Source organism: Bacillus proteolyticus, from assembly GCF_001884065.1.
Classification (GTDB): domain Bacteria; phylum Bacillota; class Bacilli; order Bacillales; family Bacillaceae_G; genus Bacillus_A; species Bacillus_A proteolyticus.
The window spans coordinates 40,887-66,699 of sequence record NZ_MACH01000048.1; the positions used below are offsets into that span (position 1 = coordinate 40,887).

Annotated in this window: 34 protein-coding genes, 1 pseudogene and 1 riboswitch; of the genes and pseudogenes, 19 read left to right on the forward strand and 16 right to left on the reverse strand. The window is 35.2% G+C overall.

What is annotated here, in order from left to right; genetic code table 11:
• The first annotated feature begins 36 nt into the window (after window positions 1–36).
• Window positions 37–726 carry a response regulator transcription factor gene (locus tag BAQ49_RS04780; protein WP_071744386.1) on the forward strand — a complete coding sequence of 230 codons (690 nt, stop codon included), beginning with the start codon at window positions 37–39 and terminating at the stop codon, window positions 724–726.
• Complete coding sequence (locus BAQ49_RS04785) at window positions 723–2,597, forward strand: sensor histidine kinase (protein ID WP_071744387.1); 1,875 nt, start codon at window positions 723–725, stop codon at window positions 2,595–2,597. The genes BAQ49_RS04780 and BAQ49_RS04785 overlap by 4 nt, the downstream gene beginning before the upstream one ends.
• Before the next feature lie 219 nt (window positions 2,598–2,816).
• Here BAQ49_RS04785 and thiT read toward each other — a convergent pair whose 3' ends face one another.
• Window positions 2,817–3,476 carry an energy-coupled thiamine transporter ThiT gene (gene thiT / locus BAQ49_RS04790; protein WP_071744388.1) on the reverse strand — a complete coding sequence of 220 codons (660 nt, stop codon included), beginning with the start codon at window positions 3,474–3,476 and terminating at the stop codon, window positions 2,817–2,819.
• 86 nt (window positions 3,477–3,562) lie between these two features.
• Window positions 3,563–3,664, reverse strand: a riboswitch (TPP riboswitch).
• A 194-nt stretch (window positions 3,665–3,858) separates the two neighbouring features.
• Here thiT and BAQ49_RS04795 point away from each other — a divergent pair.
• The 3 genes from BAQ49_RS04795 to BAQ49_RS04805 are packed head-to-tail and all read left to right on the forward strand — an operon-like array spanning window position 3,859 to window position 6,255.
• Window positions 3,859–4,086, forward strand: a complete 228-nt coding sequence (locus BAQ49_RS04795; protein ID WP_071744389.1) for a FeoA family protein — start codon at window positions 3,859–3,861, stop codon at window positions 4,084–4,086.
• Window positions 4,083–6,071, forward strand: a complete 1,989-nt coding sequence (feoB, locus tag BAQ49_RS04800) for a ferrous iron transport protein B (protein ID WP_071744390.1) — start codon at window positions 4,083–4,085, stop codon at window positions 6,069–6,071. The genes BAQ49_RS04795 and feoB overlap by 4 nt, the downstream gene beginning before the upstream one ends.
• Before the next feature lie 16 nt (window positions 6,072–6,087).
• A complete protein-coding gene (locus BAQ49_RS04805) occupies window positions 6,088–6,255 on the forward strand; it encodes a FeoB-associated Cys-rich membrane protein (protein ID WP_046956111.1) in 168 nt (55 codons plus the stop codon).
• A gap of 37 nt (window positions 6,256–6,292) precedes the next feature.
• Here the strand turns inward: BAQ49_RS04805 and BAQ49_RS04810 are convergent, their stop codons facing one another.
• Window positions 6,293–6,871, reverse strand: coding sequence for a lipoprotein BA_5634 family protein (locus BAQ49_RS04810; RefSeq protein ID WP_071744391.1), 579 nt, complete (start codon window positions 6,869–6,871; stop codon window positions 6,293–6,295).
• Window positions 6,872–7,284: 413 nt separating this feature from the next.
• On the opposite strand from BAQ49_RS04810, the gene BAQ49_RS04815 reads away from it, so the two are divergent.
• The 5 genes from BAQ49_RS04815 to BAQ49_RS04835 all read left to right on the forward strand — a co-directional run bounded on the left by BAQ49_RS04815 (window position 7,285) and on the right by BAQ49_RS04835 (window position 10,112).
• Window positions 7,285–7,950, forward strand: coding sequence for a PspA/IM30 family protein (locus BAQ49_RS04815; protein WP_071744392.1), 666 nt, complete (start codon window positions 7,285–7,287; stop codon window positions 7,948–7,950).
• A gap of 79 nt (window positions 7,951–8,029) precedes the next feature.
• Window positions 8,030–8,434: a DUF350 domain-containing protein gene (locus BAQ49_RS04820; protein ID WP_002123337.1), complete on the forward strand. Its 405-nt coding sequence runs from the start codon at window positions 8,030–8,032 to the stop codon at window positions 8,432–8,434.
• Window positions 8,435–8,455: 21 nt separating this feature from the next.
• The gene (locus tag BAQ49_RS04825; protein ID WP_000051748.1) at window positions 8,456–8,962 is read left to right on the forward strand and encodes a DUF4178 domain-containing protein; all 507 of its coding nucleotides are present in this window, start codon (window positions 8,456–8,458) and stop codon (window positions 8,960–8,962) included.
• A 13-nt stretch (window positions 8,963–8,975) separates the two neighbouring features.
• Window positions 8,976–9,794 (forward strand): DUF4247 domain-containing protein, encoded by an 819-nt coding sequence (locus BAQ49_RS04830; RefSeq protein WP_071744393.1) that lies wholly within the window; start codon window positions 8,976–8,978, stop codon window positions 9,792–9,794.
• A 99-nt stretch (window positions 9,795–9,893) separates the two neighbouring features.
• A complete protein-coding gene (locus BAQ49_RS04835; RefSeq protein ID WP_071744394.1) occupies window positions 9,894–10,112 on the forward strand; it encodes a hypothetical protein in 219 nt (72 codons plus the stop codon).
• A gap of 243 nt (window positions 10,113–10,355) precedes the next feature.
• Here BAQ49_RS04835 and BAQ49_RS04840 read toward each other — a convergent pair whose 3' ends face one another.
• Together BAQ49_RS04840 and BAQ49_RS04845 are read right to left on the reverse strand one after the other, a co-directional pair.
• Window positions 10,356–11,228: a YitT family protein gene (locus tag BAQ49_RS04840; protein WP_071744395.1), complete on the reverse strand. Its 873-nt coding sequence runs from the start codon at window positions 11,226–11,228 to the stop codon at window positions 10,356–10,358.
• A gap of 187 nt (window positions 11,229–11,415) precedes the next feature.
• Entirely contained in the window at window positions 11,416–12,453 is a 1,038-nt protein-coding gene (locus BAQ49_RS04845; protein ID WP_000965210.1) for a YdcF family protein, read from the reverse strand.
• Window positions 12,454–13,162: 709 nt separating this feature from the next.
• Between BAQ49_RS04845 and BAQ49_RS04850 the strand changes: the two genes are divergently transcribed.
• Window positions 13,163–13,936, forward strand: coding sequence for an S-layer homology domain-containing protein (locus BAQ49_RS04850; protein ID WP_071744396.1), 774 nt, complete (start codon window positions 13,163–13,165; stop codon window positions 13,934–13,936).
• A gap of 82 nt (window positions 13,937–14,018) precedes the next feature.
• Entirely contained in the window at window positions 14,019–14,252 is a 234-nt protein-coding gene (locus BAQ49_RS04855) for a spore germination protein (RefSeq protein ID WP_071744397.1), read from the forward strand.
• Window positions 14,253–14,415: 163 nt separating this feature from the next.
• Here the strand turns inward: BAQ49_RS04855 and cydB are convergent, their stop codons facing one another.
• Window positions 14,416–15,444 (reverse strand): cytochrome d ubiquinol oxidase subunit II, encoded by a 1,029-nt coding sequence (gene cydB, locus BAQ49_RS04860; protein ID WP_071744398.1) that lies wholly within the window; start codon window positions 15,442–15,444, stop codon window positions 14,416–14,418.
• A complete protein-coding gene (cydA, locus tag BAQ49_RS04865; protein ID WP_071744399.1) occupies window positions 15,434–16,783 on the reverse strand; it encodes a cytochrome ubiquinol oxidase subunit I in 1,350 nt (449 codons plus the stop codon). Before cydA ends, cydB begins: the two co-directional genes overlap by 11 nt.
• Before the next feature lie 223 nt (window positions 16,784–17,006).
• Between cydA and BAQ49_RS04870 the strand changes: the two genes are divergently transcribed.
• A complete protein-coding gene (locus tag BAQ49_RS04870; protein ID WP_000838171.1) occupies window positions 17,007–17,570 on the forward strand; it encodes a beta-class carbonic anhydrase in 564 nt (187 codons plus the stop codon).
• Here the strand turns inward: BAQ49_RS04870 and yidD are convergent.
• Window positions 17,567–17,803 carry a membrane protein insertion efficiency factor YidD gene (yidD, locus tag BAQ49_RS04875; protein ID WP_002112460.1) on the reverse strand — a complete coding sequence of 79 codons (237 nt, stop codon included), beginning with the start codon at window positions 17,801–17,803 and terminating at the stop codon, window positions 17,567–17,569. The two genes, BAQ49_RS04870 and yidD, sit on opposite strands and share 4 nt — an antisense overlap.
• 128 nt (window positions 17,804–17,931) lie before the next feature.
• Between yidD and luxS the strand changes: the two genes are divergently transcribed.
• Complete coding sequence (gene luxS, locus BAQ49_RS04880) at window positions 17,932–18,405, forward strand: S-ribosylhomocysteine lyase LuxS (RefSeq protein WP_001141371.1); 474 nt, start codon at window positions 17,932–17,934, stop codon at window positions 18,403–18,405.
• Window positions 18,406–18,471: 66 nt separating this feature from the next.
• On the opposite strand, the gene BAQ49_RS04885 is transcribed toward luxS, so the two are convergent.
• The 6 genes and pseudogenes from BAQ49_RS04885 to ytzI all read right to left on the reverse strand — a co-directional run bounded on the left by BAQ49_RS04885 (window position 18,472) and on the right by ytzI (window position 20,191).
• Complete coding sequence (locus BAQ49_RS04885) at window positions 18,472–18,702, reverse strand: YczI family protein (RefSeq protein WP_071744400.1); 231 nt, start codon at window positions 18,700–18,702, stop codon at window positions 18,472–18,474.
• Between the two features lie 11 nt (window positions 18,703–18,713).
• Window positions 18,714–18,952: pseudogene (locus BAQ49_RS34040) on the reverse strand (hypothetical protein).
• A 29-nt stretch (window positions 18,953–18,981) separates the two neighbouring features.
• Window positions 18,982–19,215, reverse strand: a complete 234-nt coding sequence (locus tag BAQ49_RS04895; RefSeq protein ID WP_071744401.1) for a hypothetical protein — start codon at window positions 19,213–19,215, stop codon at window positions 18,982–18,984.
• A 349-nt stretch (window positions 19,216–19,564) separates the two neighbouring features.
• A complete protein-coding gene (locus BAQ49_RS04905) occupies window positions 19,565–19,795 on the reverse strand; it encodes a DUF3953 domain-containing protein (RefSeq protein WP_071744403.1) in 231 nt (76 codons plus the stop codon).
• Window positions 19,796–19,809: 14 nt separating this feature from the next.
• Complete coding sequence (locus BAQ49_RS04910) at window positions 19,810–20,040, reverse strand: DUF3953 domain-containing protein (RefSeq protein ID WP_071744404.1); 231 nt, start codon at window positions 20,038–20,040, stop codon at window positions 19,810–19,812.
• A 1-nt stretch (window position 20,041) separates the two neighbouring features.
• Window positions 20,042–20,191, reverse strand: a complete 150-nt coding sequence (gene ytzI, locus BAQ49_RS04915; RefSeq protein ID WP_071744405.1) for a YtzI protein — start codon at window positions 20,189–20,191, stop codon at window positions 20,042–20,044.
• A gap of 84 nt (window positions 20,192–20,275) precedes the next feature.
• Between ytzI and BAQ49_RS04920 the strand changes: the two genes are divergently transcribed.
• The 3 genes from BAQ49_RS04920 (at window position 20,276) to BAQ49_RS04930 (ending at window position 21,800) form a co-directional block, all read left to right on the forward strand.
• The gene (locus BAQ49_RS04920; RefSeq protein WP_071710958.1) at window positions 20,276–20,593 is read left to right on the forward strand and encodes a hydrolase; all 318 of its coding nucleotides are present in this window, start codon (window positions 20,276–20,278) and stop codon (window positions 20,591–20,593) included.
• A gap of 84 nt (window positions 20,594–20,677) precedes the next feature.
• Window positions 20,678–21,157 (forward strand): antimutator 8-oxo-(dGTP/GTP)ase, encoded by a 480-nt coding sequence (gene mutTA / locus BAQ49_RS04925; RefSeq protein WP_000276386.1) that lies wholly within the window; start codon window positions 20,678–20,680, stop codon window positions 21,155–21,157.
• Window positions 21,158–21,263: 106 nt separating this feature from the next.
• Entirely contained in the window at window positions 21,264–21,800 is a 537-nt protein-coding gene (locus BAQ49_RS04930; RefSeq protein WP_071744406.1) for a DUF3267 domain-containing protein, read from the forward strand.
• 75 nt (window positions 21,801–21,875) lie between these two features.
• Here the strand turns inward: BAQ49_RS04930 and BAQ49_RS04935 are convergent, their stop codons facing one another.
• Complete coding sequence (locus tag BAQ49_RS04935; protein WP_071744407.1) at window positions 21,876–22,547, reverse strand: HAD family hydrolase; 672 nt, start codon at window positions 22,545–22,547, stop codon at window positions 21,876–21,878.
• A 93-nt stretch (window positions 22,548–22,640) separates the two neighbouring features.
• Between BAQ49_RS04935 and BAQ49_RS04940 the strand changes: the two genes are divergently transcribed.
• Both BAQ49_RS04940 and BAQ49_RS04945 read left to right on the forward strand, forming a co-directional pair.
• Entirely contained in the window at window positions 22,641–23,744 is a 1,104-nt protein-coding gene (locus tag BAQ49_RS04940) for a hypothetical protein (RefSeq protein ID WP_071744408.1), read from the forward strand.
• 239 nt (window positions 23,745–23,983) lie between these two features.
• Entirely contained in the window at window positions 23,984–24,211 is a 228-nt protein-coding gene (locus BAQ49_RS04945) for a hypothetical protein (protein ID WP_000849114.1), read from the forward strand.
• Window positions 24,212–24,245: 34 nt separating this feature from the next.
• Here BAQ49_RS04945 and BAQ49_RS04950 read toward each other — a convergent pair whose 3' ends face one another.
• The gene (locus BAQ49_RS04950; RefSeq protein WP_071744409.1) at window positions 24,246–25,052 is read right to left on the reverse strand and encodes an ABC transporter permease; all 807 of its coding nucleotides are present in this window, start codon (window positions 25,050–25,052) and stop codon (window positions 24,246–24,248) included.
• Window positions 25,045–25,809: an ABC transporter ATP-binding protein gene (locus tag BAQ49_RS04955; RefSeq protein WP_071744410.1), complete on the reverse strand. Its 765-nt coding sequence runs from the start codon at window positions 25,807–25,809 to the stop codon at window positions 25,045–25,047. The genes BAQ49_RS04950 and BAQ49_RS04955 overlap by 8 nt, the downstream gene beginning before the upstream one ends.
• Window positions 25,810–25,813: the final 4 nt, after the last annotated feature.

Sequence of the window (25,813 nt, forward strand, 5' to 3'; positions counted from 1 at the left end):
TATAGTTTCTGAAGGCGAGAGGGGGATACATAAGTTATGTCAAAAAACATTTTAATTGTTGAAGATGAAGATATATTACGTGAAATATTAAAGGACTATTTTTTGAGTGAACAATATGTAGTGTTTGAAGCAAGGGATGGGAAAGAAGCTTTACTTGTATTTGAAGAAGAAGAGGTTGATTTAGTTATTTTAGATATTATGTTGCCGGAACTCGATGGGTGGTCCGTTTGCCGAAGAATCCGTAAGACATCCGAGGTTCCTATTATTATGCTAACGGCACGTGTAGATGAAGATGATACGCTACTTGGATTTGAACTTGGAGCGGATGACTATGTGACGAAGCCGTATAGTCCACCAATTTTATTAGCAAGAGCGAAAAGATTGTTAGAAAGTAGAAAAGTGACAAAGCAACTTTTAGAGAATGAAGATGATACATTATCAATCCACGGTATTCACGTTCATTTTCCGTCGCGCACTGTTACGGTAGATAGAACAGACATTAATTTAACACATACAGAATTTGAAATATTAGCGTATTTTATGAAAAATCAAGGGATTGTTTTAACACGGGAGCAATTGATTTCAAGAATTTGGGGATATGAATTTGCTGGTGACGATCGAACGGTTAATAGTCATATTCGTAATTTAAGAAATAAATTAGGAGAGAAAGCAAAGTACATTACAACTGTAGTACGAACAGGTTATAAATTTGAGGGGAATGTATGAGAAAAGGGATTGTACTAAAACTATTTACCCTCACAACAGCATTATGTATGTTAATTTTAGCGACGATATTTATTGGACAAACGATATTTTTTAAACAATATTATGCGAATCGAAAAGTGGAAGATATTAAAGTGAATTTAAATTCCTTCGAAAAGAATTATTTGAACTATGCAGGAAGTGCAGAAGGGATTCAGAAGCTGGAGCAAGACTTTTTAAGAGAAAATAATACGTGGATTACGACATTGGATCAGAATGGGAATTTAAAACATGTGGATGATTTTTATGTAGAGGTTACTTTGGAACGTAGGGCGGAAAAGGAGTTTGGAAAAAAGGTAATCAAGATGCCTTTGTACTTTCTCATGAGTATAGATGAAATTGAAGGTGGGACACTACCTAAGTTAGAAGGACGCTCAGTGTATTTTTATGGGCTAAAACGAGACGATAGTTTTATCACATGTTATGTACATATAGAAGATTTAAATTTGAGTTGGCTGAATAAATCGTTAGGTAAAAAAATAGCTGCAAAAGAAATTCAGATGAGTGATGGAAGGCCAAAAGTTGCTCAAGATTCTAGCGCTATGGAAAGAAACAAAGTTGCTGGAGTTATGAGTGCTGAGGAACAGAAGAGGGCGGCTCAAAATTCGGACTTTAATCTAGCAGGGAAAATTACGAAAGTACAATTCCCTGATGTAAAAGGCCCCGTAAATCCAATTTATAAAAACACTTTATTTTTGGACAGTATAAAAGAATTTCAAACGGATGTAGTACTAAAAGAGAGTAATCAAATAGAGTATTCAACAAAGACAATGGACTATGAAAAGAATGATATAAAATATAAATTATTAATGAAACCAATAAAAGAAAAAGACGGATCAGTAACATATATTTATGCGATGGCTTCTTTACAGCCCGTAGATGAAGCTGTACAAATGGTGCAAGATTATTACATCTATATCATTGCATTTGTAGTCGTTCTTATTTTTTTAGCTTCGTTTTATTATTCAAAACAAATTGCAAAACCGTTATTAAAAATAAATGATACGACGAAGAAAATAGCGCATTTAGATTTTACAGAAAAAATACCGATTACTTCAAAAGATGAAATTGGGGATTTATCGAAAAATATTAATGTATTATCCGATAAACTCCATTCGCATATTGGGCAGCTAGAACAAGATATTGAAAAGGAAAGAAAATTAGAAAATACGCGGAAAGAATTTATTTCTGGTGTTTCGCATGAACTAAAAACACCGCTGAGTATTATGAAAAGCTGTATTTCTATTTTAAAAGATGGAGTAGCGGAGCATAAAAAAGAGTACTATTTTCAAGCGATGGAACGAGAAGTAGACAAAATGGATACATTAATTTTGGATATGCTGGAGTTAGCTAAATTTGAGTCAGGCACATATAAAATGAAAATAGATTCATTTTATATCGATACAGTAATTGAAGATATATGTGAACATCTTTCTGTAGAAATAGGGAAAAAAGAACTTCGTGTTCATAAAAATATAGGTCCATTTGAAGTGATGGCAAATCAAGGCCGGATTGAACAAGTCATCGTGAACTTCATTACGAATGCCATACGTTATACACCAAATAAAGAAGATATTATTATTTCCACAATAGACGGGAAGGATCGTATAAAAATATGTATCGAAAATAAAGGTACTCACATTGAAGAAGAGCAATTAGATAAAATTTGGGATCGTTTTTATAGAGTGGATGCAGCTCGCCAGCGTTCACAAGGTGGGACAGGGCTTGGGCTTGCAATTTCAAAGAATATTTTAGAACTGCACGATGCTGAATATGGGGTAAAGAATACAGAAGATGGTGTGTTATTTTACTTCTATTTACCGAAAAAAGCGTAGACAATACATGTTACGCTTTTTTAATTTAACTTCATATTATCTTTACCTAATCTTTATTTTGGAGCAGTATACTTTGGATAGAAAATGAGGTTATGTAAGGAGTAGATTAGCCGTGAATAGCAATTTACTAGGTGTGATGGTATTTATTTTCTTTTGTGCATTTATCGTATTTATTATTGATATTACTCATTGAGAATTTTGAGAAAAAAAGAGCGCTAATTAAGCGCTCTTCTTTTCTGTATTCATCTGATAAGCACCGATGCTTTTGAATAAGCGTGGTGAAGTTGTAAATAAAAGAATTAGTAATACAGTACATAGTATGAAAGAACCAATCATTGTACTGCCGTTTACAATTAATGAATATAAGACAGCCGATTGTCCTTTAGGTGCATATTGACCAAAGAAAATAATGCCAGCAATAAAGTGACAGAAATAACGTGCAAAGCTGCCGACAAATGTGGCAAGTATAATGTAAACGAGTGCTTTTTTGCCTTTGTTCTGTTTTGGTTTATCTTTACGACTGCCAAAATTAGAATGCTCTGCATTACTGTTGTCTGAGGCAAGTGCTTTTTGAATTGGACGATAGAATAAACCAGCAAAGCCGATAAAGGCAAAAGCAATGAAGTACTCAATGAATGCTTGCACTGGTGTTAGAATGTAGGCATCACCTACGACAATTTGTAATAATCCCCAAATTAAGCCTCCTAAGGAAGCCATTTTGAAGCCCCAGCGGTATGCGATAATAAAAATAGGAATCATAGCAAATGAGATGGAACCGCCTGTTGGAAGTTTAAGTGATAATGGTAAAATGTCGATAATCAAGGCGAAGGCTGCAAGAATAGCAGATTCGATCATCGCTTGTAAATTGGTGTTACGCATGTTGTCTCCCCCTAAATCCAAGTTGCACAAAAAAGAATAGATATCATAGGAGGATACGAAATACGTAAATAAAAAAGAGGTATGTATTTCGGACGTTTGCACAATCCCTGCGTTAGCATTAACTAACAGGTTCGAAGGGTCGGAACGAAGTGTTCCCTCTCAGCGGCAAGGCTCCCCCTGTGATAACGAGATTCTTTATTTGCTATTGTTTATTGTAAGCGAAATGGATGAGAATGGCAAATGAACCTCGTATGACAATAAGTGAAATATAATTGTATTGAAATGTTAATAAATATGAAGCAAAAAGATATAGTCCAAATGAAATAGAGTATGATATAATTTTTTTGAAAATAATTATCATTCTCTTCTGAGGGGGAAGGTTATGAGCTTAGTAGATATTAAAATTGGTGAGAAAGTGTTAGTAAAAAGTATTCAGTCGTTAGATAATTTACTAAAGAGAAGACTGGCTGCTTTTGGTCTCGCGGAAGGAAGCGAACTTAGTCTGAAACAGAAAGCGATGTTTAAAGGTCCTTGTACATTGGAGTGTCGCGGACAGTTAATTAGTATTCGTCATTGTGACGCGAAAATGATAAAGGTGGAATTAGCGTGAATAAGGTTGCTTTGCTAGGGAATCCGAATACAGGGAAAACATCATTATTTAATGCACTTACTGGTTCTTATGAATATGTAGGAAACTGGAGCGGTGTAACAGTAGAAAAGAAGGTTGGTAAATTAAAAGATAAGCAAGGAACATTAATCGATTTACCAGGCGTCTATGATTTAAATCCAGTTTCACGTGATGAAGGTGTCGTTACGAATTTTCTACTAACAGACGAATTCCATCATATGTTAAATATTGTGGATTCTTCGCAATTTGAGCGAAATATGCATTTAACTTTGCAATTACTCGAATTTGGTAAGCCGGTTTCAATTGGTTTAAATATGGTTGATGTGGCGAAGCAAAGAGGAATTGTTATCAATGTAAAACGATTATCAGAAATATTAGGTGTAACAGTCGTTCCTGTCATCGCAAGAACCGGAAAAGGCTGTGAAGAATTACTTACGACTCTTAAAGAAAATGACAAAAAAGAGAAAGAACCATTCATTATTTCATATGGTGTACAAGTGGATGAAGGGATTGGAGAGATAATCGCTCTTTTAGAGATAGCGAATTATGAGCATCCAAGATGGTTAGCCCTTCAATTTCTAAGCAATAACGAAGTAGTAGAAAAAGAAATGAAAGCACTATCAATTTATAAGGAACTTGTAGCCGTTCGATCTCGCTTAGAAGAAAAACTTGATTGTACGTTAGAGGAGCATATTTACAAGACTCGTGAAGCGTATATTGAAAAGTTAAAAACAAATGTTATGAAGCATGAGAAAGAAGGGGAAATTCCTTTTTCGGAAAAAATCGATAAGTTAATTACACATAAAATTTTAGGACTTCCAATCTTTTTAGCAGTTATGTTTTTTATTTTTCAGGTTACGTTTACGTGGATTGGTACACCTTTATCTGATATGCTTGATGGATTTTTTGGAGGGCAACTTACTGATTGGGTTACAGCTGGGCTCACAAGTGTTGGGGCTTCTGACTTTATTCAAGCACTCGTTACAGAAGGTATTATTGCGGGCGTTGGTGCAGTATTAGTATTCGTGCCACAAATCTTTGCACTATTCTTTTTCATTTCATTATTAGAAGACTCAGGGTATATGGCGCGAATTGCAGTTGTTATGGATAGAATTATGGAGTTTTTCGGTTTAAACGGAAAAGCGTTCATTCCGATGATTATCGGTTTTGGATGTAACGTTCCAGGTATTATGGCTGCGAGAACGATTGAACAAGAAAAAGAACGTTTACTTACAGTTTTAGTAACACCATTTATGTCTTGTTCAGCACGTTTACCTGTATATGCATTATTTGCGGGAGTGTTCTTCCCTAATAGTCAGGCAACTGTTGTGTTCTCTTTATACGTTGCAGGTATTGTTCTTGCATTACTTGTTACAAAAATTATGTCTCTTACGATTTTGAAAGCGGAAAAATCTATTTTCGTAATTGAATTACCGCCTTACCGTGTGCCACAAGCGAAAACGTTATGGCTGAGCACATGGGAGAAAGGAAAAGGATTTGTTCGTAAAGCTGGTACATTCATTTTCGGTGGATCGGTTGTTATTTGGTTATTAAACTATGCAGGCCCATCAGGAGTTGGTGTCGATATGGGAGATAGTTTCTTAGCGATGATTGGTGGATTTATCGCGCCACTATTTGCACCGCTCGGTTTTGGAACTTGGCAAGCTGGGGCATCTCTTTTAACAGGATTTTTAGCGAAAGAGGTTGTCGTTTCTACAATGGCAATTATTTATGCGGTTAAAGAAGATGTGCTAGGAAATGTAATGGGAGCACATTATACTGCTTTATCAGCGTACGCATTTATGTTCTTTGTTTTATTATATGTTCCATGCTTAGCGACAGTAGCTGTTATTAGACGCGAAACAGGATCGATGAAATGGACAATTTTCTCAGTCGCTTATCCATTAGTTGTTGCTTATGTATTAACGTTCATTATATACCAAGTTGGGTCCTTACTCGGATTCTAGAAGGAGATGTATTACGATGATGGTTAATATTATAATTGGAGCTATCATTTTTGGTTATGCAACATATACGCTAGTGAATTTTGTAAAGAGAAGTAAAAAAGGAAAATGCGCAGCATGCTCTTTAAATAAGTCATGTCAGTCGCAAACTTGTAGTCCAGATATGGAGCAAATTGCTCATAAATAGAAAAAAGCTTTGCGAATTTCGCAAAGCTTTTTTTGTGTTATTTTTTAATTTTTACAAGTTGAGAAGCTTCTACTCCGTTGTAACCAGGGAATTCTTTACTTGGGTCTTTATCGAACTTTAATACGCCTACAGATTTTTCATCACCTTTTACATTGCTGTAAGTTGCGTCATCAACAATTGCGTACATATCTGTATATGCGCGGCCACTTCCGATAATTGTGTTACCTTCATATTTTAATTTCGCACCATCAAGTGTAGTATTTTCAACTTTCTCTTTTGCGAATAATACACCTTGTTCAGTCGTTACAGCCGGTAATTTATCAAGTGGTTTCGTGTTGTCTTTTTCATCAACTTTGCTAAGTAACTCTTTTTTTACGAGTTCTTCACCAGTTTTCTTATCCATTACAAGAACTTTTTTATCATCTAATGTTGTCATTTTCATTTTATAGAAGTCTTTTTCTTTCACTTCTTTTTTATTTTTATCTGTAATTTGCTGAACTTGTTCTTCTGATCCGTACAGTACAAAGCCGTTCGCTTTTTCTCCTAATAAAGAACAACCTGATAATGCTCCGAATGAAATTGCTGCTGCTAATCCGATTCCTACTAATTTTTTCATGATGATTTCTCCTCTTTGTATGTTTTATAGTAAATATACTTTTTGTATTAGTCCTTAAATGATGAGAAGCATGTTTGTTATTTCGTTGCTTCTGGTATTAGTGTATAAGAAATATGGAGATGCAACTATCGAGTTAGCTTACAGTAACATTACAATTATGTAATTGAGTGAAAGTACGTAAAAATAAGTTAATTTTTGTGGGAAGAAATAATAAGAATATAGTAGGAATACAATATTCTATCTAGAATGTCATATTATATTGTATGTATTTTGGAAATAACATGTAAGGACATCTTAGTTTTGTTATAATGAACACATAGGTTATAAAAATGAATATTCTTACTGTAAAGGGAGATTTTTAAATTTCCAAGTAGTGAATTTGAAATATGAGGTATATCATAGGAGGAATTTGGATGTCTGTATTTAAACGATTAAGAGATTTAACAATGTCGAATGTGTATTCATTAATTGAAAAAGCTGAAGATCCAGTTAAGATGACGGATCAATATTTACGCGATATGCAAGCGGATGTACAAGAAGCTGAGAAAAGTGTAGCAGCTCAAATCGCACTTGAGAAGAAATTTAAAATATTATTTGAAGAGCAAGAAGCACTTGTGAAAAAACGTGAAGAGCAAGCTCATATGGCTGTTCAAGCAAGCAATCTTGATCTTGCGCGTCGTGCTCTTGAAGAAAAACAAAATGCAGAGCAAAAGATGAATGAATATAAAGCGAGCTATGAGCAAAATAAAGCTGCTGCTGATAATCTTCGTGCGAAGCTAGAAGAAATGCGTAAACAATTAACAGAGCTGAAAAACAAACGTGAAACACTTGTAGCACGTGTAAATGCAGCGAAAGCACAAAAGAATATTAATCAGGCGATGTCTGGATTTGACTCAAATACAGCAAAAGCTGGTTTAAGCCGTATGGAAGAGAAAGCTCTTCAATTAGAGGCTGAAGCAGAAGCAAGCGGTGAAATTTACAAGAAAGAAAAGTCATTAGACGATGAATTCGCAAGCTTAAACAAAAATTCTGCTGTTGACGATGAATTAGCTCGTATTATGAAGCAGTACGAGAAATAATATAGAATAGACAAAGAAGCCGACATGTCTGAAGAGAATTCATGTCGGTTTTCTATTACCTTTTAGAGGAGGTTTTGCAATGACGTGGACGAATGTTTTAGCCATGCTTGTATGGACTGGAGCGAGTGCGGTACTTTTATTTGCAATTATGTGGGTTGATTCGATTTTTACAAAATACAATGATTTAAAAGAAATAAAAAATGGGAACACAGCTGTGACAACACGTTTCGTTATGAAGCTATTCGCTCAAGGATACATCTTGTCACAATCAATAACGAAAGCGAATGATTTATGGCAAGCACTTCTTGCCTCAGCAGTTTCTTTCGTTATTTTATTAGTTGTAGAAATGTTTATTGAATTTGTTTTAAGAAAAATGGCAGGTCTTGATTTAGAAGAAGGAACGAAAGAAGGCAGCGTAGCACATGCGATGTTAGCTGGTTCATTACATATCGTTGGTGCATTTATTTTAGGTGCTTGTTTATAAAGAGAGAAGGAGGGGTAGATTGTGAGCTTATTTAAACGTATTAAAAATATAATGAAAAGCCCAGAGCCGCCGAAGCCAGAAAAGAGTCTTTTAACGTTGGCTCCTGGCGATATGATTGAAGTTTCGTTAGTAATGTACGAATTAACTGGGAAAACAAGCATGCATTCTCGTAAGGAGATTGTTTTAACGCTGCAGGATGGGAAAGACATTCGCTATTTAAAAATTGAAGATCGTGAAAATACGTATTACAAATTGTATACACCGATTGATGGTCGCTTAGATTCAATCGATGAAATTCCGACGACGATTGAAATGGATGATATAGAGTATCATATGGAAGAACAATATAATGGACGTGTTGTTGTTATGGGGAAAACACCATTCGCTGCTTCAGAAGAACAGTACGTATGGGAATTCCAGTCTGACAACCGCAAATTATTACGTGTTGAATGGCAAAATGGTCGCACAATGATGTATGAGGGAGAAGCAATTATTCCTGCTGATGTACAAATCATAAGAGCAACATAAGGGGGGCGTAATCATGTCAAACCGATTGTTTACCATGATTAAATCGTTCGTGATCCCTATACTTGCTATCGTTACATTACTTGTTATTGCCGGCTATGCTTTATCGGGCTGTCAAAGTGGTCAGGCGAAGTCAATTCAGGACCGTTATCCGCTAGAGTCTGTCGCAAAGGATGGTAAACAAGAATCTTACGTGTATAGGGCTGCCAATCGGTCAGTTCCTGAAGTTGCAAAGGAACTTATAGCCGAAAGGAAACCGAAGCAAGCATCTAAAGAAGACGAAAATCAAATGTTCCTCGTTTATTCCGATAAAATGTATAGTTTACAAAAGGATAAAGAGAAACCATCTGATACGTTAATTGAAATAAGTAATGAAGAATTTGTCCGTCAAAATTACCAACCATCCTTCTTACAAGGATATATTATGGGGAGTATATTAAACGATATATTCGGTTCTAGAAAATCATCATACGGTGATTATCGCGGATATAATGACAGACAAAATCATAAACCGGTTATCCCGGAAAGACCACCTACGAAAGAAGAAAAGAAAACCCCGCCTCTAATTACGAAGGAAGGGAAAGGATCTATCATTAAGCGAGGAGATAATGTAGATCCGAAATCATCTGTAGGTGATAAAGGAAGTATTACGGAAAAAGGAAGTAATACGACACCTCCGCCTTCTACCGGAAGCAAAGGGAAAATCACGAAAAATCCAGGTGGTTCGAGTGGATCTGATGTGAAGCCGAAATCATCTATTAAAACGCCGCCAAAGAATACATCGCCCCCGAAAACGAGGGTCGGTGGTTCAGGAAAGATTACGAAGAGAAGATAGTATAGAGACCGAAAAGTGGAATTTGCTTTTCGGTCTTTTTTTATTATGGAAATTAATTCTTTGTAGCTGGTACAATTAAGTTATAAGGAGGAGATTATTATGACTATATATAAAAGGTTTAGTTTGATTATGTTCCTCGTATTATCCCTCAGTTTGTTTATTAGTACAACGATGAAATTTCACTTTGTAGTAGGTATTCTATGGATATTATGTACATGTACTCTCTTTCTATATATTCCGCTTCGTTTTCAACAGGAAGTACCTGTCTTTCAAAAATACGTAGCATGGATTAAAAGTGGGGGAAGATGGGGGGAGTAAAAGTATATCAGCGATTATTAGAATATATCGACCGCAACCCAAAATATATCAGCGATTATTAGAATATATCGATCGCAACTCAAAATATATCAGCGATTATTAGAATATATCGACCACAACTCAAAATATATCAGCGATTATTGAAATATATCGACTTACCGACAAAAACTGACAACGATAGCAACTTAATAATAAAAAGAGGCAGTCCCGAAATTTGGGGACTGCCTCTTTTTTGTATAACGATTAATGAATATCACGTTTCTTGAAATTACCACCTTTTACTTCTGCTACGTCATAAACTGTAATAAAGGCATTGGGATCAATTTCATTAATAAGGTCTTTCATTTTACTTTCTTCTAAACGGTTAATTACACAAGAAATTTCTTTAAATTGCTCTCTTGAATAACCACCATAAACTTCATTGTATGTTGCGCTTCGGCCTAAACGATCGCGAATTGTTTCTACCATTAATTCAGGCTCTTTTGTGATAATTTTAAATGTTTTCGAACCACTTAAACCAACTTCAACGATATGAATCACTTTCGAAGCAATAAAGTAAGCAATTGCCGAAAGAATAGCTCCTTGAAGACCGAATACTGTTGATACGAAAATAAACACGAACATGTTTAAGAATAAAATAAGGTCACTCGTTCCAAAAGGTAACTTGCGAGAAAGTAATACAGCTAGCATATCGATTCCATCTAATGCTCCGCCGTTACGTAATGCTAGTCCCATACCGAAACCGATAATAATACCACCAACAACTGTAACAAGTAGTGTATCGCCTTCAATAATAGTTGGTATTCCGTGCATGACAACGGTACCTATTGCTAATGAAGCAATCCCGATGATGGAATAAATTGCAAAGCTTTTACCGATTTGCTTATATCCTAACCAAACGAAAGGAATGTTAATAACTGCGATTAGAGCCCCTAATGGCAATCCAAATAATCTTGAACTAACGATACTTAAACCAGTTACACCACCGTCGGATACGTTATTTGGAATTAAGACAGCTTCTAATCCGTACGCTGTAATAAATGCCCCAATAATAATCATCAAAGCTTTTGAAGCGATTTTTAGCTTATTGGGCTTGTTTTTGATAGTTTTCTCCATATAATTTCCTCGTTTCAAACTAGTTTCTTGTTTGTTACATCATTCACACCTAAATTTCATTTTAACATTTAATTTGAAAAAATTCTCCTTTAATGGATGTATGCAGGGAATATTATCGCCATATTATCTTTAAAATATTTTTGAAATGAGTATAAGAAATCCCATCCTTTCAAAGGATGGGATGCTATTAAGAAAATATAAAACTAAGTACTGACACGAATAAAGCAAATCCTAAAATAGCTCCGCAAAACTTCATATGACGTTTACGTCCCATTACGACAATCGCAACGTATTCACGAATCATTGCATTAGGCCAGTAATAAAATGCTGTTTTTGATCCAATTCCTTGGCTATTCAGGCCAGCTTGCCTTGCATATATACCAGCGCGGAAAAGGTGGAAATTATTCGTTGTAAAAATACTTCTATACTTACCTTCAGGTTTTAAAGAATCCATAATTTCTTTAGAGAACGACATATTTTGATATGTGTTTACAGAGCGATTTTCTTGCACTGTATGTTCAAGAGGAATTCCTTTTTCAACCGCATAATTTTGCATCGCTTCTGCTTCAGGAAGCCCTTCATCTGGGCCTTGTCCACCAGAGAAAATAATTGTTGGTGGTGTATTCACAGCTGCTTGTTTCCAATAAAAGTCGATAGCTTTATTAATGCGGCTTGCAAGTAAAGGTGGTACTTTATCATTAATTAAGCCACTACCGAGAACAATGATGAAATCTTGATTACGTCTTGGTCTGTTGAATTGGTATAGAAAATAAGCACTTAAAAAGTTAGATAAGTGTATAAAGAAATATACGCTTATAAGAGAAATACCTGCAAAAATAGGCTCTAAATGTGATGAGACCAAACTTGCTGGATTTATAATAGGGAGTAACATAAAGAATAACATCCCTAAAGCAGCAAGGAGCGTTAAACAGTTAGTGAACCGTCTTCCTTCTCGCTTCATTAAAATTCTTGCATTAAGAAATAATCCAAACATTAAAGCGATAATACCGAAAGGAAGCATAATGAGGAGTGCTAAAAAGGGTAAAAATATAATGTAACGCAAGACAGCACTATCTGAGTTCAAAGATACGATCACGCAAAAAAGAAGGAAAAAACAGATAAAGGCATTAAATAAAAAGCCGTTTATTATTTTTCGCGGATCTTTTAAATACGAGATAAGAAAAATAATAAACAATATAAGAGGAATAATTCCAAAATACAGCATAAATATAGTACACCTCGACTTATATAAGAATTTGACATATCTTTTATATTACATGATTTCATAAGTGAAAATGAAAGAAAAAGGATTTTGAATTTTCTTGATAAATTACATAGATACATATGTTAAAATGTATGTAAGGCGATATATTAAAAGTAAAGTGGTTGAAGAGGCACTCGATAGAGTGTCTTTTCTTTTTTGTATGTAATTGTGCATATTATATTTATTTTCAAATGAAGAGGATTAAAATATAAGTTGTAGACAGACTTTATAAAGCAGAATTTTGTACAAGCATTTCCCTCTACTTTTTTGTATCTAACAATCGTATAACAATAAATAATTCTGTTTTATAGTGTCTGTTTATGAAAAGTGTCTTCTTTGAGGGCACTTTTTGTTTTTTAGTGGAGATGAGTTTTTACTGTTGACATAGTGGGAAGTATCTATACTAAACATTAGCAATCTTCCGTATAAAGATTATCAATTTACTATATATTCCAGTGGTGTTAAGTTAAATATGAAAGGCTTTCTTTTTCAAAATATTACCCCTAATAAATTTTTGGAAAAGTCAACTGTCTCTAAACTTGTCATTCGTGCTTAGCAAAAAAGAATCCTGCTGGATTCTTTTTTTGTTCGACATAATATGACAAATTACATTTTTTTAATTTGTTATATTGTTAAATAGTTATTATGGAAAAGAGAAGGGGGCTTAAGTATGGGATTTAAAAAATTACTTTTAACAGGTGCAATTGTTGCAACTACAGCATTTACTTCAATTGGGACGGCGCAGGCAAGTATAGAGTTTAAAGATGTTCCAAACAATCATTGGGCTTATAAGGCAATTATAGACTTAGCAAATAAAAACATTGTTGCTGGATATGGAAATGGGATTTTTGGATTTGGTGATGATGTAACTCGTGAGCAAGTTGCAGCCCTTATGTTCCGTCAATTAAAGCCAGCAGTAAAAGAACAGTATAATAATCCGTATAAAGATGTTACTGATCGTTCTACTCAGTTTAAAAAAGAGATTCTTGCTTTAACAGAGATGGGTGTATTTGCCGGAGATGGCACAGGGAACTTTAGACCGAAAGATTCGTTAACTCGCGATGAAATGGCACAAATTTTAACAAAAGGGTTCCAATTGCAAATAAGAGGGGATCATAATTTCCCGGATGTAGATAGAAATGGATGGGCGAATCCTGCGATTACTGCAGTTAAATCAAATTATATTACAGCTGGAACTGGTGATGGTAAATTCGCACCTAGAATGCATGTAAGTCGTGAGCAATACGTTCAGTTCTTATATAACGCGACATTACCGCTTGAAGAAAGACCAGGAGCAAATCAAGAACCAAAGCGCTTTGCTAATTGTAAAGAAGCAAATGATGCTGGGGTTTACGATATTACAAGAGATAGTCCGTATTACGGTAAGCATTTAGATCGTGATGGTGATGGAATTGCTTGTGAGAGAAATAAGAGCGGTAAATAAGAAAAAGCACTCAGCTTGAGTGCTTTTTCTTATTTACACATGCTATTTTTTTAGGCGATTCTCATAGAATGGGAGTAACGGAATGAAAGTAGGTGACAAAATGCCAGCTATTGTTGAAGGTGTTATTATTGAGAACTGTAACGGGACAATTAACTTAGGTGATAAATATAACGTACATCCGATTGAAAAAACGAAAGCTTATAACGGATCGGGATCTTCAAATACCGGATTAAATGTGAGAACATTCAGTGGTATTAGTACGGCAGATGTAAGGGATAACGATGTGTATGACCAAGTAATTCAATCTACGTTATAATTTTTATATGTAAAATTGCATAAAGTGATGTATTTGCCTTGTGATACAATGGAGTTGTTAGTGATACTTCTTTATCATAGTTGTTAGATTAGAAATGTAGCATCGTATCAAAAATCATACGTAAAATAAAAAATACACTTCAAACGAAGTGTATTTTTTTATTTTAGTGATACCCTTTAGCAGAGTCTTTATGAATTTTATCTTTAAATATGCTGTAGCTCCAAAGTTGATATCCAATAACGATTGGTACCATGACCATTGCAACGAAGAACATAATTTTCAAGTTTAATTCACTACCTGCTGCGTTGTATAACGTTGTGCTGTATGCGTCGTTAATACGTGATGGTAACATTCTTGGGAACATACCTGCAAAGCCAGTTGTCATAAACATTGCGATTGTTAAGCAAACGAATGTGAATGCGAGGGCGATTTTATGTTTGTACACCATAATAAGTGCGAGTACACTCATTAACATTGCAAGTACTGGAAGAATAAATAGTACAGGATATTCCGTAAAGTTTTGGAATAAGTTTGTGCGATTTGCAGTTGCTACATAGAAGATAGCTAAAATGATAGCAGCTGCCATTGAAAATGGTCTTGCGATTTTATAAGCACGATCAGATACTTCACCAGTCGTTTTAATCATAACCCAAAGAGCACCAGATACGACGAATATTGCGGTGAAGAAAAGGCCACCTAAAATACCGTAATGGTTTAGTAAGCTAAGTAAATTTCCTTCATAGCCATTTTTTCCGATCTCTAGTCCATAATATAGATTAGCGAATGTAACACCGAATAAGAAGGCGATTAGGAAACTACCAATTGTAAATGCCCATTTACAAGTTTTTTGCCAAATTGGTGAATCGTCTTTATGCATAAATTCAAGTCCAGCAGCACGAGCAAATAGTGCAAGTAATACTAAAAATAGTGGTGTATATAGGTAACTAAACATATTTGCATATGTGATTGGGAAGGCAGCAAATGTTGCACCACCGGCTGTAATTAACCATACTTCATTACCACCCCAGAATGGGCCGATAGCTTCTTGTAATTGATTTCGTTCTTGTCGGTCTTTCGCAACGAATGGGAAGATCATTCCGTTACCGAGTGCGTAGCCATCAAGAATGAAGTAAACTGTCCAAATTACGCCCCATAAACCGAACCAGATGATTGCAAGCATATCATGAGACATGAGCTGTACCTCCTTCAGTAGTAGGTTCTTCTAATGCAGCTGGTCCTTTTTTTGCGAACTTCAGCATTAAGTATACGTCTGCAATTAAAAGTAAAGTGTAGAACAATATTAAACTAATTAATGAGAACCAAATTTGTGGAACTGATATAGGTGATACAGATTCTGCTGTACGCATTAGTTTATAAACTGTCCACGGTTGACGACCTACTTCAGCGACAATCCAACCAGCGTTAATTGCAATGTATGGGAGTAAGACAGACCACATTGTAATTTTTAAATAACGTTTTGAGTTTTCTAGTTTTCCTTTACGGTTTAAATAGAAACCGTACCAAGTTAATGCCATAAAGAACATGCCAAGTGCAACCATTAAGCGGAAGCTATAGTACACGAGGTTAACGTTTGGACGATCTTCTTTCGGAATATCTTTTAGACCAACAATTTCTCCATCAAATGAGTTTGTATAGAAGAAACTTCCGAGTTTTGGAATCGTAAGTAATTCAAAGTTCTTTTCATTTTTCACATCAGGAATTTGAATGATTGAGAAACCTTGTCCTTTTCCAGTTTCCCAAACTGCTTCCATCGCAGCTCCTTTAGCTGGTTGATACTTAGCTGCTGACACACCGGATTGATGTCCCATAAAAGGTGTAACAGTTGCGGCGAATAAGCCTAACATTAAACCAAACTTAAATGATTTTTTGAAGAAAGCGACTTCATTTTTACGTAATAAGTGATAGGCACTAATTGCCATAACGAAGAAAGCACCGACAATATAACAACCAATTACAGTATGGAAGAACATATTCCATGCATATGGATTTGTAACAAGAGCCCAGAAATCATTTAATTCAGCGCGGCCGTTACGTACTACGTAGCCAACAGGATTTTGCATAAAACCGTTTGCTGTAATAATCCAAAGTGCGGAAATATTTGTTCCAAGTGCAACCATCCACATACAGAAAGCACGGAACTTTGGTGAGATTTTGTCTTTCCCGAATAACCATATTCCCATGAAAGTAGATTCTAAGAAGAAGGCAACGAGTGCTTCGATTGCGAGAGGTGATCCGAAAATATCTCCCATATATTTGGAGTACTCAGACCAGTTTGTGCCAAATTGGAACTCCATCGTAATCCCGGTTATAATCCCCATTACGAAGTTAATTGTAAATAATTTACCCCAGAAATTTGCCATTTTGCGGTATGTTGGATTCAATGTGCGGGCGTATTGAGTTTCCATACATGCCACTAAAATAACAAGTCCGATTGTCAAAGGTACAAATAAAAAGTGATAAAAAATAGTAATTGCAAATTGAAAACGACTCAGTAACAGAACGTCGGACATAATAAATATTCACTCCTTTTTACATTATCTACAGTTAGTTTATAGTGAGAATAGGGGTAAAGTATGTGTGACTTGTTACAAAGCTGTGTGTATATTTTGAAAGAATTATGTCGGTTATCTGAAAATATATTGCTTTTATAATAAAACAATATCCTTTTTGAGTTTTTCATATTTTGGTACACTATATATGTAATGTAAATGAGAGAAAAGAGGGTTCTTTACTATGAAGTCATTAGAAGAGATTTTACAATACAATGAAAAATTCGTTGAAGAGAAAAAATACGAAGAGTATGAAACAGGAAAATTTCCAAATAAAAAAATGGTAATTATCTCTTGTATGGATACTCGTCTTGTTGAACTATTACCGAAAGCAATGAATATGCGTAACGGTGACGTGAAAATTATTAAAGTAGCAGGCGCTGTTATTTCACATCCATTCGGAAGTATTATGCGTAGTATTTTAGTTGCTGTATACGAACTAGGTGCTGATGAAGTATGTGTAGTTGGTCATCACGATTGTGGTATGGCAAAAATTCAAGCAAGCAGTACAATTGAAAAAATGAAAGAGCGCGGCGTAACAGAAGAGAAATTAGATACACTTCGTTATTCTGGAATCGATTTAGAAAGATTCCTACAAGGGTTCTCTAGTGTAGAAGAAAGTGTAGAACATAGTGTGTCAATACTTCGCAACCATCCATTACTTCCGGGAGAAGTACCTGTTCATGGTCTTGTTATAGATCCTGACACAGGAAAATTGGATTTAGTTGTGAATGGTTACGACAATTAAGAATTTACTTTGTCATCCTTTTTATCTGGGACAGGATCAAATCCTCCTGGATGGAAAGGGTGGCATTTTAATATACGCTTACATGTAAGCCAAAATCCTTTGAATGCACCATGTTTTTGAAACGCTTCTAATCCATAATGAGAACAAGTCGGATGAAAGCGACATGTTGGTGGTGTCATCGGAGAAATGAATTTTTGATAAAAGCGTATAATACCGATAAAAATCTGTTTCATAATGGTCTCCTTTTCAGCATAGTCTTAAAGTATTATAGCACGACCGTACATAATTCTTTACTAATGTCGATTTCCGTTATATCATATTGGATATAACGGAATTAAATTAAAAGCGGGAGAGATGTTATATGCCATCAGTAGAAAGCTTTGAATTAGATCATACGATTGTAAAAGCGCCTTATGTAAGACATTGCGGAGTCCATAATGTAGGTAGTGACGGTATTGTAAATAAATTTGATATTCGTTTTTGCCAACCAAATAAACAAGCAATGAAACCAGATGTTATTCATACGTTAGAGCATTTATTAGCATTTAATTTACGTAAATATATTGATCGTTATCCGCATTTTGATATTATCGATATTTCACCGATGGGTTGTCAAACAGGGTATTATCTTGTAGTAAGCGGGACACCAACAGTTCGTGAAATCATTGATTTATTAGAACTAACATTAAAAGATGCGGTTCAAATTACAGAAATTCCAGCTGCAAATGAAACACAATGTGGCCAAGCGAAGCTTCACGACTTAGAAGGAGCACAGCGCTTAATGAACTTCTGGTTAAGCCAAGATAAAGACGAACTTGAGAAAGTGTTTGGATAAGAAGGAAAAACTGCCTGTGAAAGGGCAGTTTTTTTATTGTGTTAAGAGCGACCATGCTCTTCTTTTTTATGAAAGCATACTAGACACCCCAACATATAAAACAGAGGCAGAACCGAGAAAATAAACAAATGCTTTTGCTTTATCCTTTTTCTTCATTTCATCAATTCCAAAAAGGATAAACATAATACTTAAAAGGATAAATACGAATGGTAAAAGCACAGAGAAGCTTGCAAAGAGGCTAAATATAGCGAGGATGAGGGCAGTCGTTGCTAGTATAATTCGAATGTTCTTTAACATATAATCCTCCTTTAGAAGAACAGTATAAATGGACTAACAAAAACAATCGTAAAAAGACTTAAACCGATGCTAATAGCTCCAATTTGCTTTTGCTGTTTTTGAATGGTCTTTATTCCTACTAAAATGCCATATAAGCTAAAGAGAAAAAAATGATAGGTGAAAAGATTTGAAAGTTCATTGTAAATAAGCTGTATAAACATAGAATTAAAGTAATAAACACGATGATTAGTTGTAAGTGTCTTATGTGCATTTTAGCGCTTCTTAAGTAGAAAGAGATAGTTACCGAGAGAAAATAATGATAATAGCAACGATTAAAGTGAATACGCCAGAAAAGCAGGAGAGTGTACTGTTTACTTTCTTTTGTTTCTGTTTTTCTTCTGCGCTCATGATGAAGGTCATAATGGATAAGGCGATGAGCATATAAGGCATTGTAACAAGAGGATTTGTAAACATTCCAGATAGAGCAAGTGCGATGACGATAAGAGCGGATATAATTCGAAATGTTTTTAACATACAAATCTCCCCTTTTTTTCAAAATTAGCATCTATTTTATTGAATACTTGTAAATGCTAAATTGATCAAAATTTCATTCTATGCGTAGCGAAAGTAGTTCGATATTAAAAAGAAGAATATAAAACTAGCAACGAAAAAAAACGGAATGCTCATTGATTTTCGTCCAGATTTCAATTCATTCAGTCCTAGAATAATAAAGGAACAACTAAGGATAAAATGTACGTATGGGAGAAGTGTGAAATTATCGGTAATAAGGGAATAAGTACAAAGCAAGATTGTGAGAAGTGTGAGAAGCCCTAAAACAATCCGTAATCCAGTTAGCATCGTATACCTCCTTTAAAGAGACTATTTATCGAAATATTTCTGAGAAGCCAAGAAATAAAGCACCAGCTCCTGCTAACAGAGCAAGTATACTACCACCTTTTTGCTGTTTTAAGATTTCCTCTATACTAATAATGAAAGCCATAATCCCTAAAAAGATGAACATATAAGGCATAATTTCTCTATTACTAGTAAAGAAACTATAGATTGCTATACATAAAGCAATAAGTGAAAAAGTAATTCGCAATCCTTTTAACATAAAGGAACCTCCTTCTATTTTATATAGCTAATGATGAGAACAATCCAACTGAAAGCTCCAGCAGCAATACAAATAAATCCTGTTCCTGAATCTTTTTTCTTTATTTGTTCAATTGCGATGAGAAACATTAAAGCGCCTAATAGAAATTGTGAAAGTGGTAGAAAGTTATTTTGACCTGTATAGAGCCCAATTGCCGACATAATTATCACAGTGAGTGCGATTGCGATGCGAAGTATTCGAAGCATACTATGAGTCCCCCTTATTATTTTTCGAGTAAGGGTTATCTTCGGGCTTATCAACAGAATGTTTATATGCATAGCCTTTATTAATCGTCATGACGGAGAGTACGAGGATGACTAGGACGATTATAATACCGATAATTAATATTTTGAACATGGAAATCCCTCCTTTTCTTTATTTTACATAATTTTGTAATTGATGAAAACAATAGAAATTAAAAGGATGAAAGAAGGGTGTTACATGGAGCAGAAAAAAACATATTATATATCAATAGCAAATGGTCAAATTTCACAAGTGAAGACGGCGGATACGTATAATTTTGAGATTTCCGCAAGTGATGAGGAAATTACGGAGTTAAGAGAGTACTTTGATCAAGCATATGTAGAGGATTTAGGTTCATTTGTACGTTCTCACGTTCCATTTGTTGAGTATCATCACGATTCAAATAATGACCGATATGATGAACAATTACAAAAAGCATATAAAATGATTTACGATTTAGGAAATCATGAGACGAAAGAATTAGTCGCGCAAATGGGAATAATCAATGGATTGTAATTGGATAATATTATGCAGAAAAGCGAGAATATGCTACAATTTGTGGTAGGAAAAACTTGTAACCATCAATAGGGGAGTAATGGCATGTACAAATTTAAAGATTATTACCACAACACTGTACAATTATCGTTTGAACGTTATCCATTTTCTCCTGAGCCAAAGCATGTTTGGGTTGTATGCCGGTACGGGGATCAATGGTTATTAACGCATCATTTACGTCGCGGTCTTGAATTTCCAGGTGGTAAAGTAGAACTAGGGGAAACACCGGAAGAAGCGGCAGTTCGAGAGGTTCATGAAGAAACCGGCGGCATAGTTTCTGATTTAACTTACTTAGGACAATATAAAGTATCTGGAAAAGACAAAATAATCATTAAAAACATTTATTTTGCAACAATTAGTGCGGTAGAAGAACATACGCATTACGAAGAAACGAAAGGCTCTGTTTTATTAACAGACATCCCTGACAACATTAAAACTGATAGAAAATTTAGCTTTATTATGCGCGACGATGTATTAGCGCGTACGATGAAACATATAGAAGAAATCGGCTGTTTTACGAAGTAAAATGGCTGGTTTCTTTTTTTGTTCAAGAATGTAAATATATCTTTACATATTTTTGGGTATATTATACAATTTTGTAAAGATATATTTACATTTTAGGAGGGGGAAAATGGATAAAAGAAAAGAAACGACTGTTACTGTTTCGATGGTTAAATTAAATATCTATTCATTTTTTATAATATTCGCTCTGGCGATTGGAATTAGTTATTTACATGCGCTTTTTTCAGGTAAGTTTCAATTTGAAATTACATTGCCGATTATGTTTCTTTTAATTATTGGAATGATTGTTCTCGTTTGTATACATGAAGCGATACATTTAATAGGATTTCGCTATATCGGAGGTGTTCCGTGGAGCGAACTAAAATGGGGTGTCAATTGGAAATTAGGTGTAGCATACGCTCATTCTAAAAAGGAAATTACAGTAAAGCAAATGAAGAAAGTGCTAATGCTGCCGTTTTTACCAACTGGAATTTTGCCAATTGTAATTGGATTAGCTATGAATATGCAATCCATCTCATTTTTAGGGGTTCTACTAACAGCAGGTTGTATCGGTGACATTGCTTTATATCAAAAAGTTTCAAAGTTTCCAGATGATGCGCAAGTTAAAGATCATCCGAGTAAACCGCAGTTTACAGTTTATGAATAATAAAGGAAGAGGAGGCGTTTTTGAATAACGGCCTCCTCTTTTTGGCGGTAAATCGCTCATATAATTTATTTACTATCATCTTGTTTTTATCTCTACCTCTAAAAACGAAAGAACATCTAATAAATCATCTATCACACGTGAATGCTCAAAGTCACCCCAAAATAAATCTCTCTTCCAAACGCCAAGAATTCCTACTTGTTCAGAACCGAGCACATCGTTTTCTGGATGATCTCCAACGTAAAGACATTCTTCGGCTTTTACATTTAGCTTTTGCAAAGCTCGTTCGAAAATTTCAGGATGTGGTTTCTTAATTCCTTCTGCTTCTGAAATGAGAATTGTATTTGTATACGTATGTATGTTTAAGGCACGAAGGTTGTGCATTTGAAAATCAGTAAAGCCGTTTGTAATAATGCCAATTTTAATATTTTGTTGTATTAAACGCTGAAGTAATTTATGCATGTTTGGGAAAGGGATACAATGATATTGAAAATTTGTAATGTAGTCGTGCAGCAGTTGCTCTGGTGTTAAAGTGGTAATATTATATTCGCCAATGAGAGTAGCATATACTTTATCCTTCCACGTGTAGCCATTGTTGTCGAGTTCAAGAAAACGAGAACAATACTCGGATTGTTCAAGGTTCATAAAATGAAGGGAAAAGCGATTGTATTGGTCATGGATAAATCGCTCTAAAGATTGTCGTCGATCTAATAGTGTCCCATCTAAATCAAATAGCACAGCATGAATCATATGTAACCTCCTCAAAGCTTTTATAAATAATTATCGCATATTCGTCAGAAAATGATTATCATATTTTTGTAGGCTGTAACGACGGAGGTTTAAATGAAAAAATTGTATGGAAAGATAACATGTTTTATAATTTCAATTGGTTTAGTCGCCGGATGTGATATGGCGGAGCAAACTTTGAAAAGAGAGAAGAAAGATGTGTGTGAAACGACAGAAGAATGTACAGAAATAGGCGATAAAACGCTCCAAAAAGTATATAAAAAGATAGATGGACTTTCGGAACTTGAAGTGCCCGAGGAGGATGTAACAGAACATCATACAAGTAAGGATATGAAAGAAGTAGAAATGAAAAAAGAGGATGATGAAAATTATTTCTTTTTAGCTTCTTATTATATTGATGGAGACGCAATTGTAGATCCTTATTTCGATAAACTAGATCGGAAACGATTGAATAAGGCTTTCGCTGAAGATAAAGAAGCGAAAGAAGAGGTGCTGGAACAGCGTCAAGATAGAGGGTATCATGGGTCGTTATGGGAGATGTACAGTACTCTTATTCCAGCTAAGTATCGCACTGACATAAAAGAATTTGACATGGTAACAGATGGCTATGATGGAATTGTCGCTCATGTTATGCCGAGTGTGGAATATCCGAAAGAATGGGTTCTTAGTTTAGATACGCTTGATTCGGCAGTAAATATCGATGAAGTGATGAAAACATTAATTCATGAGACAGCTCACGTATTGACGCTGGGGCATAAACAAATACCAGTAAATGAAAAGTACTTAAAGGCTTTTGAAGAAGATAAAGATATTTCATCATACCAAAATAAATGTAAATCTCTTTTCTTACAAGAAGGGTGTGCGAAAGAGAATTCTTATATAAATCAATTCTACAATTCGTTCTGGAGACCAATTGAGCAGGAGTGGACAGAAAAGAAAGTGGAAGAGAGTGAAGAAGCTCAAATTCAATTTTTTAAGGAGAGACAGGATGAGTTTGTGTCTGAATACGGTACAACAAATGTAGCGGAAGATATCGCAGATACATTTACAGCATTTATATTACAAGATTCAAAAGAGGTGAAAGAAGGAACAGAGTTAAAATATAAAAAAATTGCCTTCTTCTATCAATTCCCAGAGCTTGTAAAAATGCGTGCAGAAGTGTTATCAGGATTATATGATGTTTCAAAAACGATAGAATAACAAAGTGGACACTAAGGCGATTGATGTGTTCGATATATTTTAGCCAAGGGAAAATGTGAAGAATTTTACTTCTTTGCGTTTTTTTTGTTGATAAAATTGAAAATTCTGTCTTTTTTAAAAAAGAAGAAGGAACTGAAGCTTTAAAATAGAATTAGTATAAAAATGTCACAAATTAGACACAATTATAATGCGCGTATTATAGGGGCTATAAGTTTACTCTCGAGGAGGTAATGAAGCGTATGAAAACGATTCTTGCGGTTGCTGGTCTCATTTGGGTAATGTCTCACGGTTTTCCGATTTTTGAAGGAGAGCAAATTCGTAGTGCATTAAATAAAGAGTTTAATGATTATCATATTATTGATCGAAAAGATAATGTCGTTACAGTGCGTGTGAAAGATTGTTTCCATACAGTTACGGTTGCGAATGGGAACGTTACAAATGAATCAAAAATGTGCGATAAAAGATAAAAGAAAGAAGCTGACTCTGGCGTATCGCTCTAAGTCAGCTTTTTTTTCGTTTTCCGATAAGGAGTTTTTCAAACGCCTCGACAAATACATACATAAGAGTTGCGAGGACGCAAGTGAGCAATACACTGAGCAAGACGAGTGTGAAGTTAAAGACTTGGAATCCATAGCTAATTAAATAGCCAAGTCCTTGTTTAGAAACGAGGAGTTCTCCAAAAATAACACCGACCCACGATAAGCCAACATTCACTTTTAACGTTGAAATAATTGCAGGGAAAGATGAAGGGAGAATAACGTGCGTATAGCATTGCCATTTATTTGCGCCAAATGTGTCCATGACCTTTATATAGTTGGAATCGACTTCTTGAAATGCGCTGTAAATAACGAGAATGGTAATGATGATGGAGATGATTACTCCCATTGCGATAGAAGATGAAATGTTTGGACCAAAAATAACAATGATAATTGGACCGAGTGCAACTTTTGGCATTGCATTTAGGACGACGAGATAAGGATCAAGTACACGGGCCAAAAGTGGCATCCACCAAAGGAAAGTAGCAATAATAGCTCCGAGTACAGTTCCGAGAATAAAACCTACTCCGGTTTCCAGTAATGTCGTCCATATGTGAATCCAAAGTGAACCGTCAATCCATTTCGCTAAGAAGAGATCCCAAATGCTCGAAGGAGAGCTAAAGAGTAAAGGATCAATCCACTCCTTTTTACTAGCTATTTCCCATAGTGCAAAAAAGAGGATGAGCAGTAAGAGCTGTAAAGAACGTGCTAACCATGCGCGCCTACGTTCTTTTTTTCGAAACTGTTCATGTAGTTGGTTTATATTATCCAAGTCGTTCCAACTCCTTCCATATTTCTTGGAAGAGGGATGGGAAGTCATGGTGGTGGCGTGCTTCTAACGGTGATAAGGAACGAATACTTTCTGGGACGATGAACGTTTTTGCAATTTTTCCAGGGTTCGCCTGCAGTAAATAAATGCGATCACTCATCGCGATTGCTTCTTCAATATCGTGTGTCACGAGTAGAGATGTTTTTTTATAGTTACGTAATAATGTGAAGACGAGATCTTCTAGTTTTAACTTTGTTTGATAATCGAGTGCGGAAAATGGTTCATCCAGCAATAAAATTTTTGGATCGGTCGCTAACGTTCGAACGAGTGCTGCACGTTGGCGCATACCGCCGGATAGTTCGCGAGGATATTGCTGTTCTATATCATGTAAACCAACTTGTTGTAAAAGCTTTAATGTATGTTCTTTCGTATATTCGTCATAAATCTTCCGAATATGAAGTCCGAGCATAATGTTTTCTTCAATTGTTTTCCATGGAAACAAGTAATCTTGTTGAAGCATATAGCCCATAGATGGGGTCTTAGTTGTAATCGGTTCACCATCTAAAAATACGATACCTTCAATTGGATCAAGTAGCCCTGCGATGATGGAGAGGAGCGTTGTTTTTCCGCAACCACTCGGACCAAGAATAGAAATAAATTCTCCTTCTTCTACTTGTAAACTCATATCTTCAAGAATAAGTTTGGCATTTTCTTTTGCAAAAAAGCAGTGAGAAACGTTCCGTATTTGTAAAAAGCTCATACAC

Coding starts and splice junctions, on each gene's coding strand:
- luxS (WP_001141371.1), top strand. CDS start 17,932: ATGCCATCAGTAGAAAGCTTTGAATTAGATCATACGATTGTAAAAGCG.
- BAQ49_RS04850 (WP_071744396.1), top strand. CDS start 13,163: ATGGGATTTAAAAAATTACTTTTAACAGGTGCAATTGTTGCAACTACA.
- BAQ49_RS04845 (WP_000965210.1), bottom strand. CDS start 12,453: ATGCTGTATTTTGGAATTATTCCTCTTATATTGTTTATTATTTTTCTT.
- BAQ49_RS04940 (WP_071744408.1), top strand. CDS start 22,641: ATGAAAAAATTGTATGGAAAGATAACATGTTTTATAATTTCAATTGGT.
- BAQ49_RS04905 (WP_071744403.1), bottom strand. CDS start 19,795: ATGTTAAAAGGATTGCGAATTACTTTTTCACTTATTGCTTTATGTATA.
- BAQ49_RS04930 (WP_071744406.1), top strand. CDS start 21,264: ATGGATAAAAGAAAAGAAACGACTGTTACTGTTTCGATGGTTAAATTA.
- BAQ49_RS04815 (WP_071744392.1), top strand. CDS start 7,285: ATGTCTGTATTTAAACGATTAAGAGATTTAACAATGTCGAATGTGTAT.
- thiT (WP_071744388.1), bottom strand. CDS start 3,476: ATGCGTAACACCAATTTACAAGCGATGATCGAATCTGCTATTCTTGCA.
- BAQ49_RS04835 (WP_071744394.1), top strand. CDS start 9,894: ATGACTATATATAAAAGGTTTAGTTTGATTATGTTCCTCGTATTATCC.
- BAQ49_RS04885 (WP_071744400.1), bottom strand. CDS start 18,702: ATGTTAAAGAACATTCGAATTATACTAGCAACGACTGCCCTCATCCTC.
- cydB (WP_071744398.1), bottom strand. CDS start 15,444: ATGTCTCATGATATGCTTGCAATCATCTGGTTCGGTTTATGGGGCGTA.
- BAQ49_RS04805 (WP_046956111.1), top strand. CDS start 6,088: ATGATGGTTAATATTATAATTGGAGCTATCATTTTTGGTTATGCAACA.
- cydA (WP_071744399.1), bottom strand. CDS start 16,783: ATGTCCGACGTTCTGTTACTGAGTCGTTTTCAATTTGCAATTACTATT.
- BAQ49_RS04920 (WP_071710958.1), top strand. CDS start 20,276: ATGGAGCAGAAAAAAACATATTATATATCAATAGCAAATGGTCAAATT.
- BAQ49_RS04895 (WP_071744401.1), bottom strand. CDS start 19,215: ATGTTAAAAACATTTCGAATTATATCCGCTCTTATCGTCATCGCACTT.
- mutTA (WP_000276386.1), top strand. CDS start 20,678: ATGTACAAATTTAAAGATTATTACCACAACACTGTACAATTATCGTTT.
- ytzI (WP_071744405.1), bottom strand. CDS start 20,191: ATGTTCAAAATATTAATTATCGGTATTATAATCGTCCTAGTCATCCTC.
- BAQ49_RS04785 (WP_071744387.1), top strand. CDS start 723: ATGAGAAAAGGGATTGTACTAAAACTATTTACCCTCACAACAGCATTA.
- BAQ49_RS04870 (WP_000838171.1), top strand. CDS start 17,007: ATGAAGTCATTAGAAGAGATTTTACAATACAATGAAAAATTCGTTGAA.
- BAQ49_RS04945 (WP_000849114.1), top strand. CDS start 23,984: ATGAAAACGATTCTTGCGGTTGCTGGTCTCATTTGGGTAATGTCTCAC.
- BAQ49_RS04830 (WP_071744393.1), top strand. CDS start 8,976: ATGTCAAACCGATTGTTTACCATGATTAAATCGTTCGTGATCCCTATA.
- BAQ49_RS04780 (WP_071744386.1), top strand. CDS start 37: ATGTCAAAAAACATTTTAATTGTTGAAGATGAAGATATATTACGTGAA.
- BAQ49_RS04935 (WP_071744407.1), bottom strand. CDS start 22,547: ATGATTCATGCTGTGCTATTTGATTTAGATGGGACACTATTAGATCGA.
- BAQ49_RS04855 (WP_071744397.1), top strand. CDS start 14,019: ATGAAAGTAGGTGACAAAATGCCAGCTATTGTTGAAGGTGTTATTATT.
- BAQ49_RS04810 (WP_071744391.1), bottom strand. CDS start 6,871: ATGAAAAAATTAGTAGGAATCGGATTAGCAGCAGCAATTTCATTCGGA.
- BAQ49_RS04910 (WP_071744404.1), bottom strand. CDS start 20,040: ATGCTTCGAATACTTCGCATCGCAATCGCACTCACTGTGATAATTATG.
- BAQ49_RS04795 (WP_071744389.1), top strand. CDS start 3,859: ATGAGCTTAGTAGATATTAAAATTGGTGAGAAAGTGTTAGTAAAAAGT.
- BAQ49_RS04955 (WP_071744410.1), bottom strand. CDS start 25,809: ATGAGCTTTTTACAAATACGGAACGTTTCTCACTGCTTTTTTGCAAAA.
- BAQ49_RS04840 (WP_071744395.1), bottom strand. CDS start 11,228: ATGGAGAAAACTATCAAAAACAAGCCCAATAAGCTAAAAATCGCTTCA.
- BAQ49_RS04820 (WP_002123337.1), top strand. CDS start 8,030: ATGACGTGGACGAATGTTTTAGCCATGCTTGTATGGACTGGAGCGAGT.
- yidD (WP_002112460.1), bottom strand. CDS start 17,803: ATGAAACAGATTTTTATCGGTATTATACGCTTTTATCAAAAATTCATT.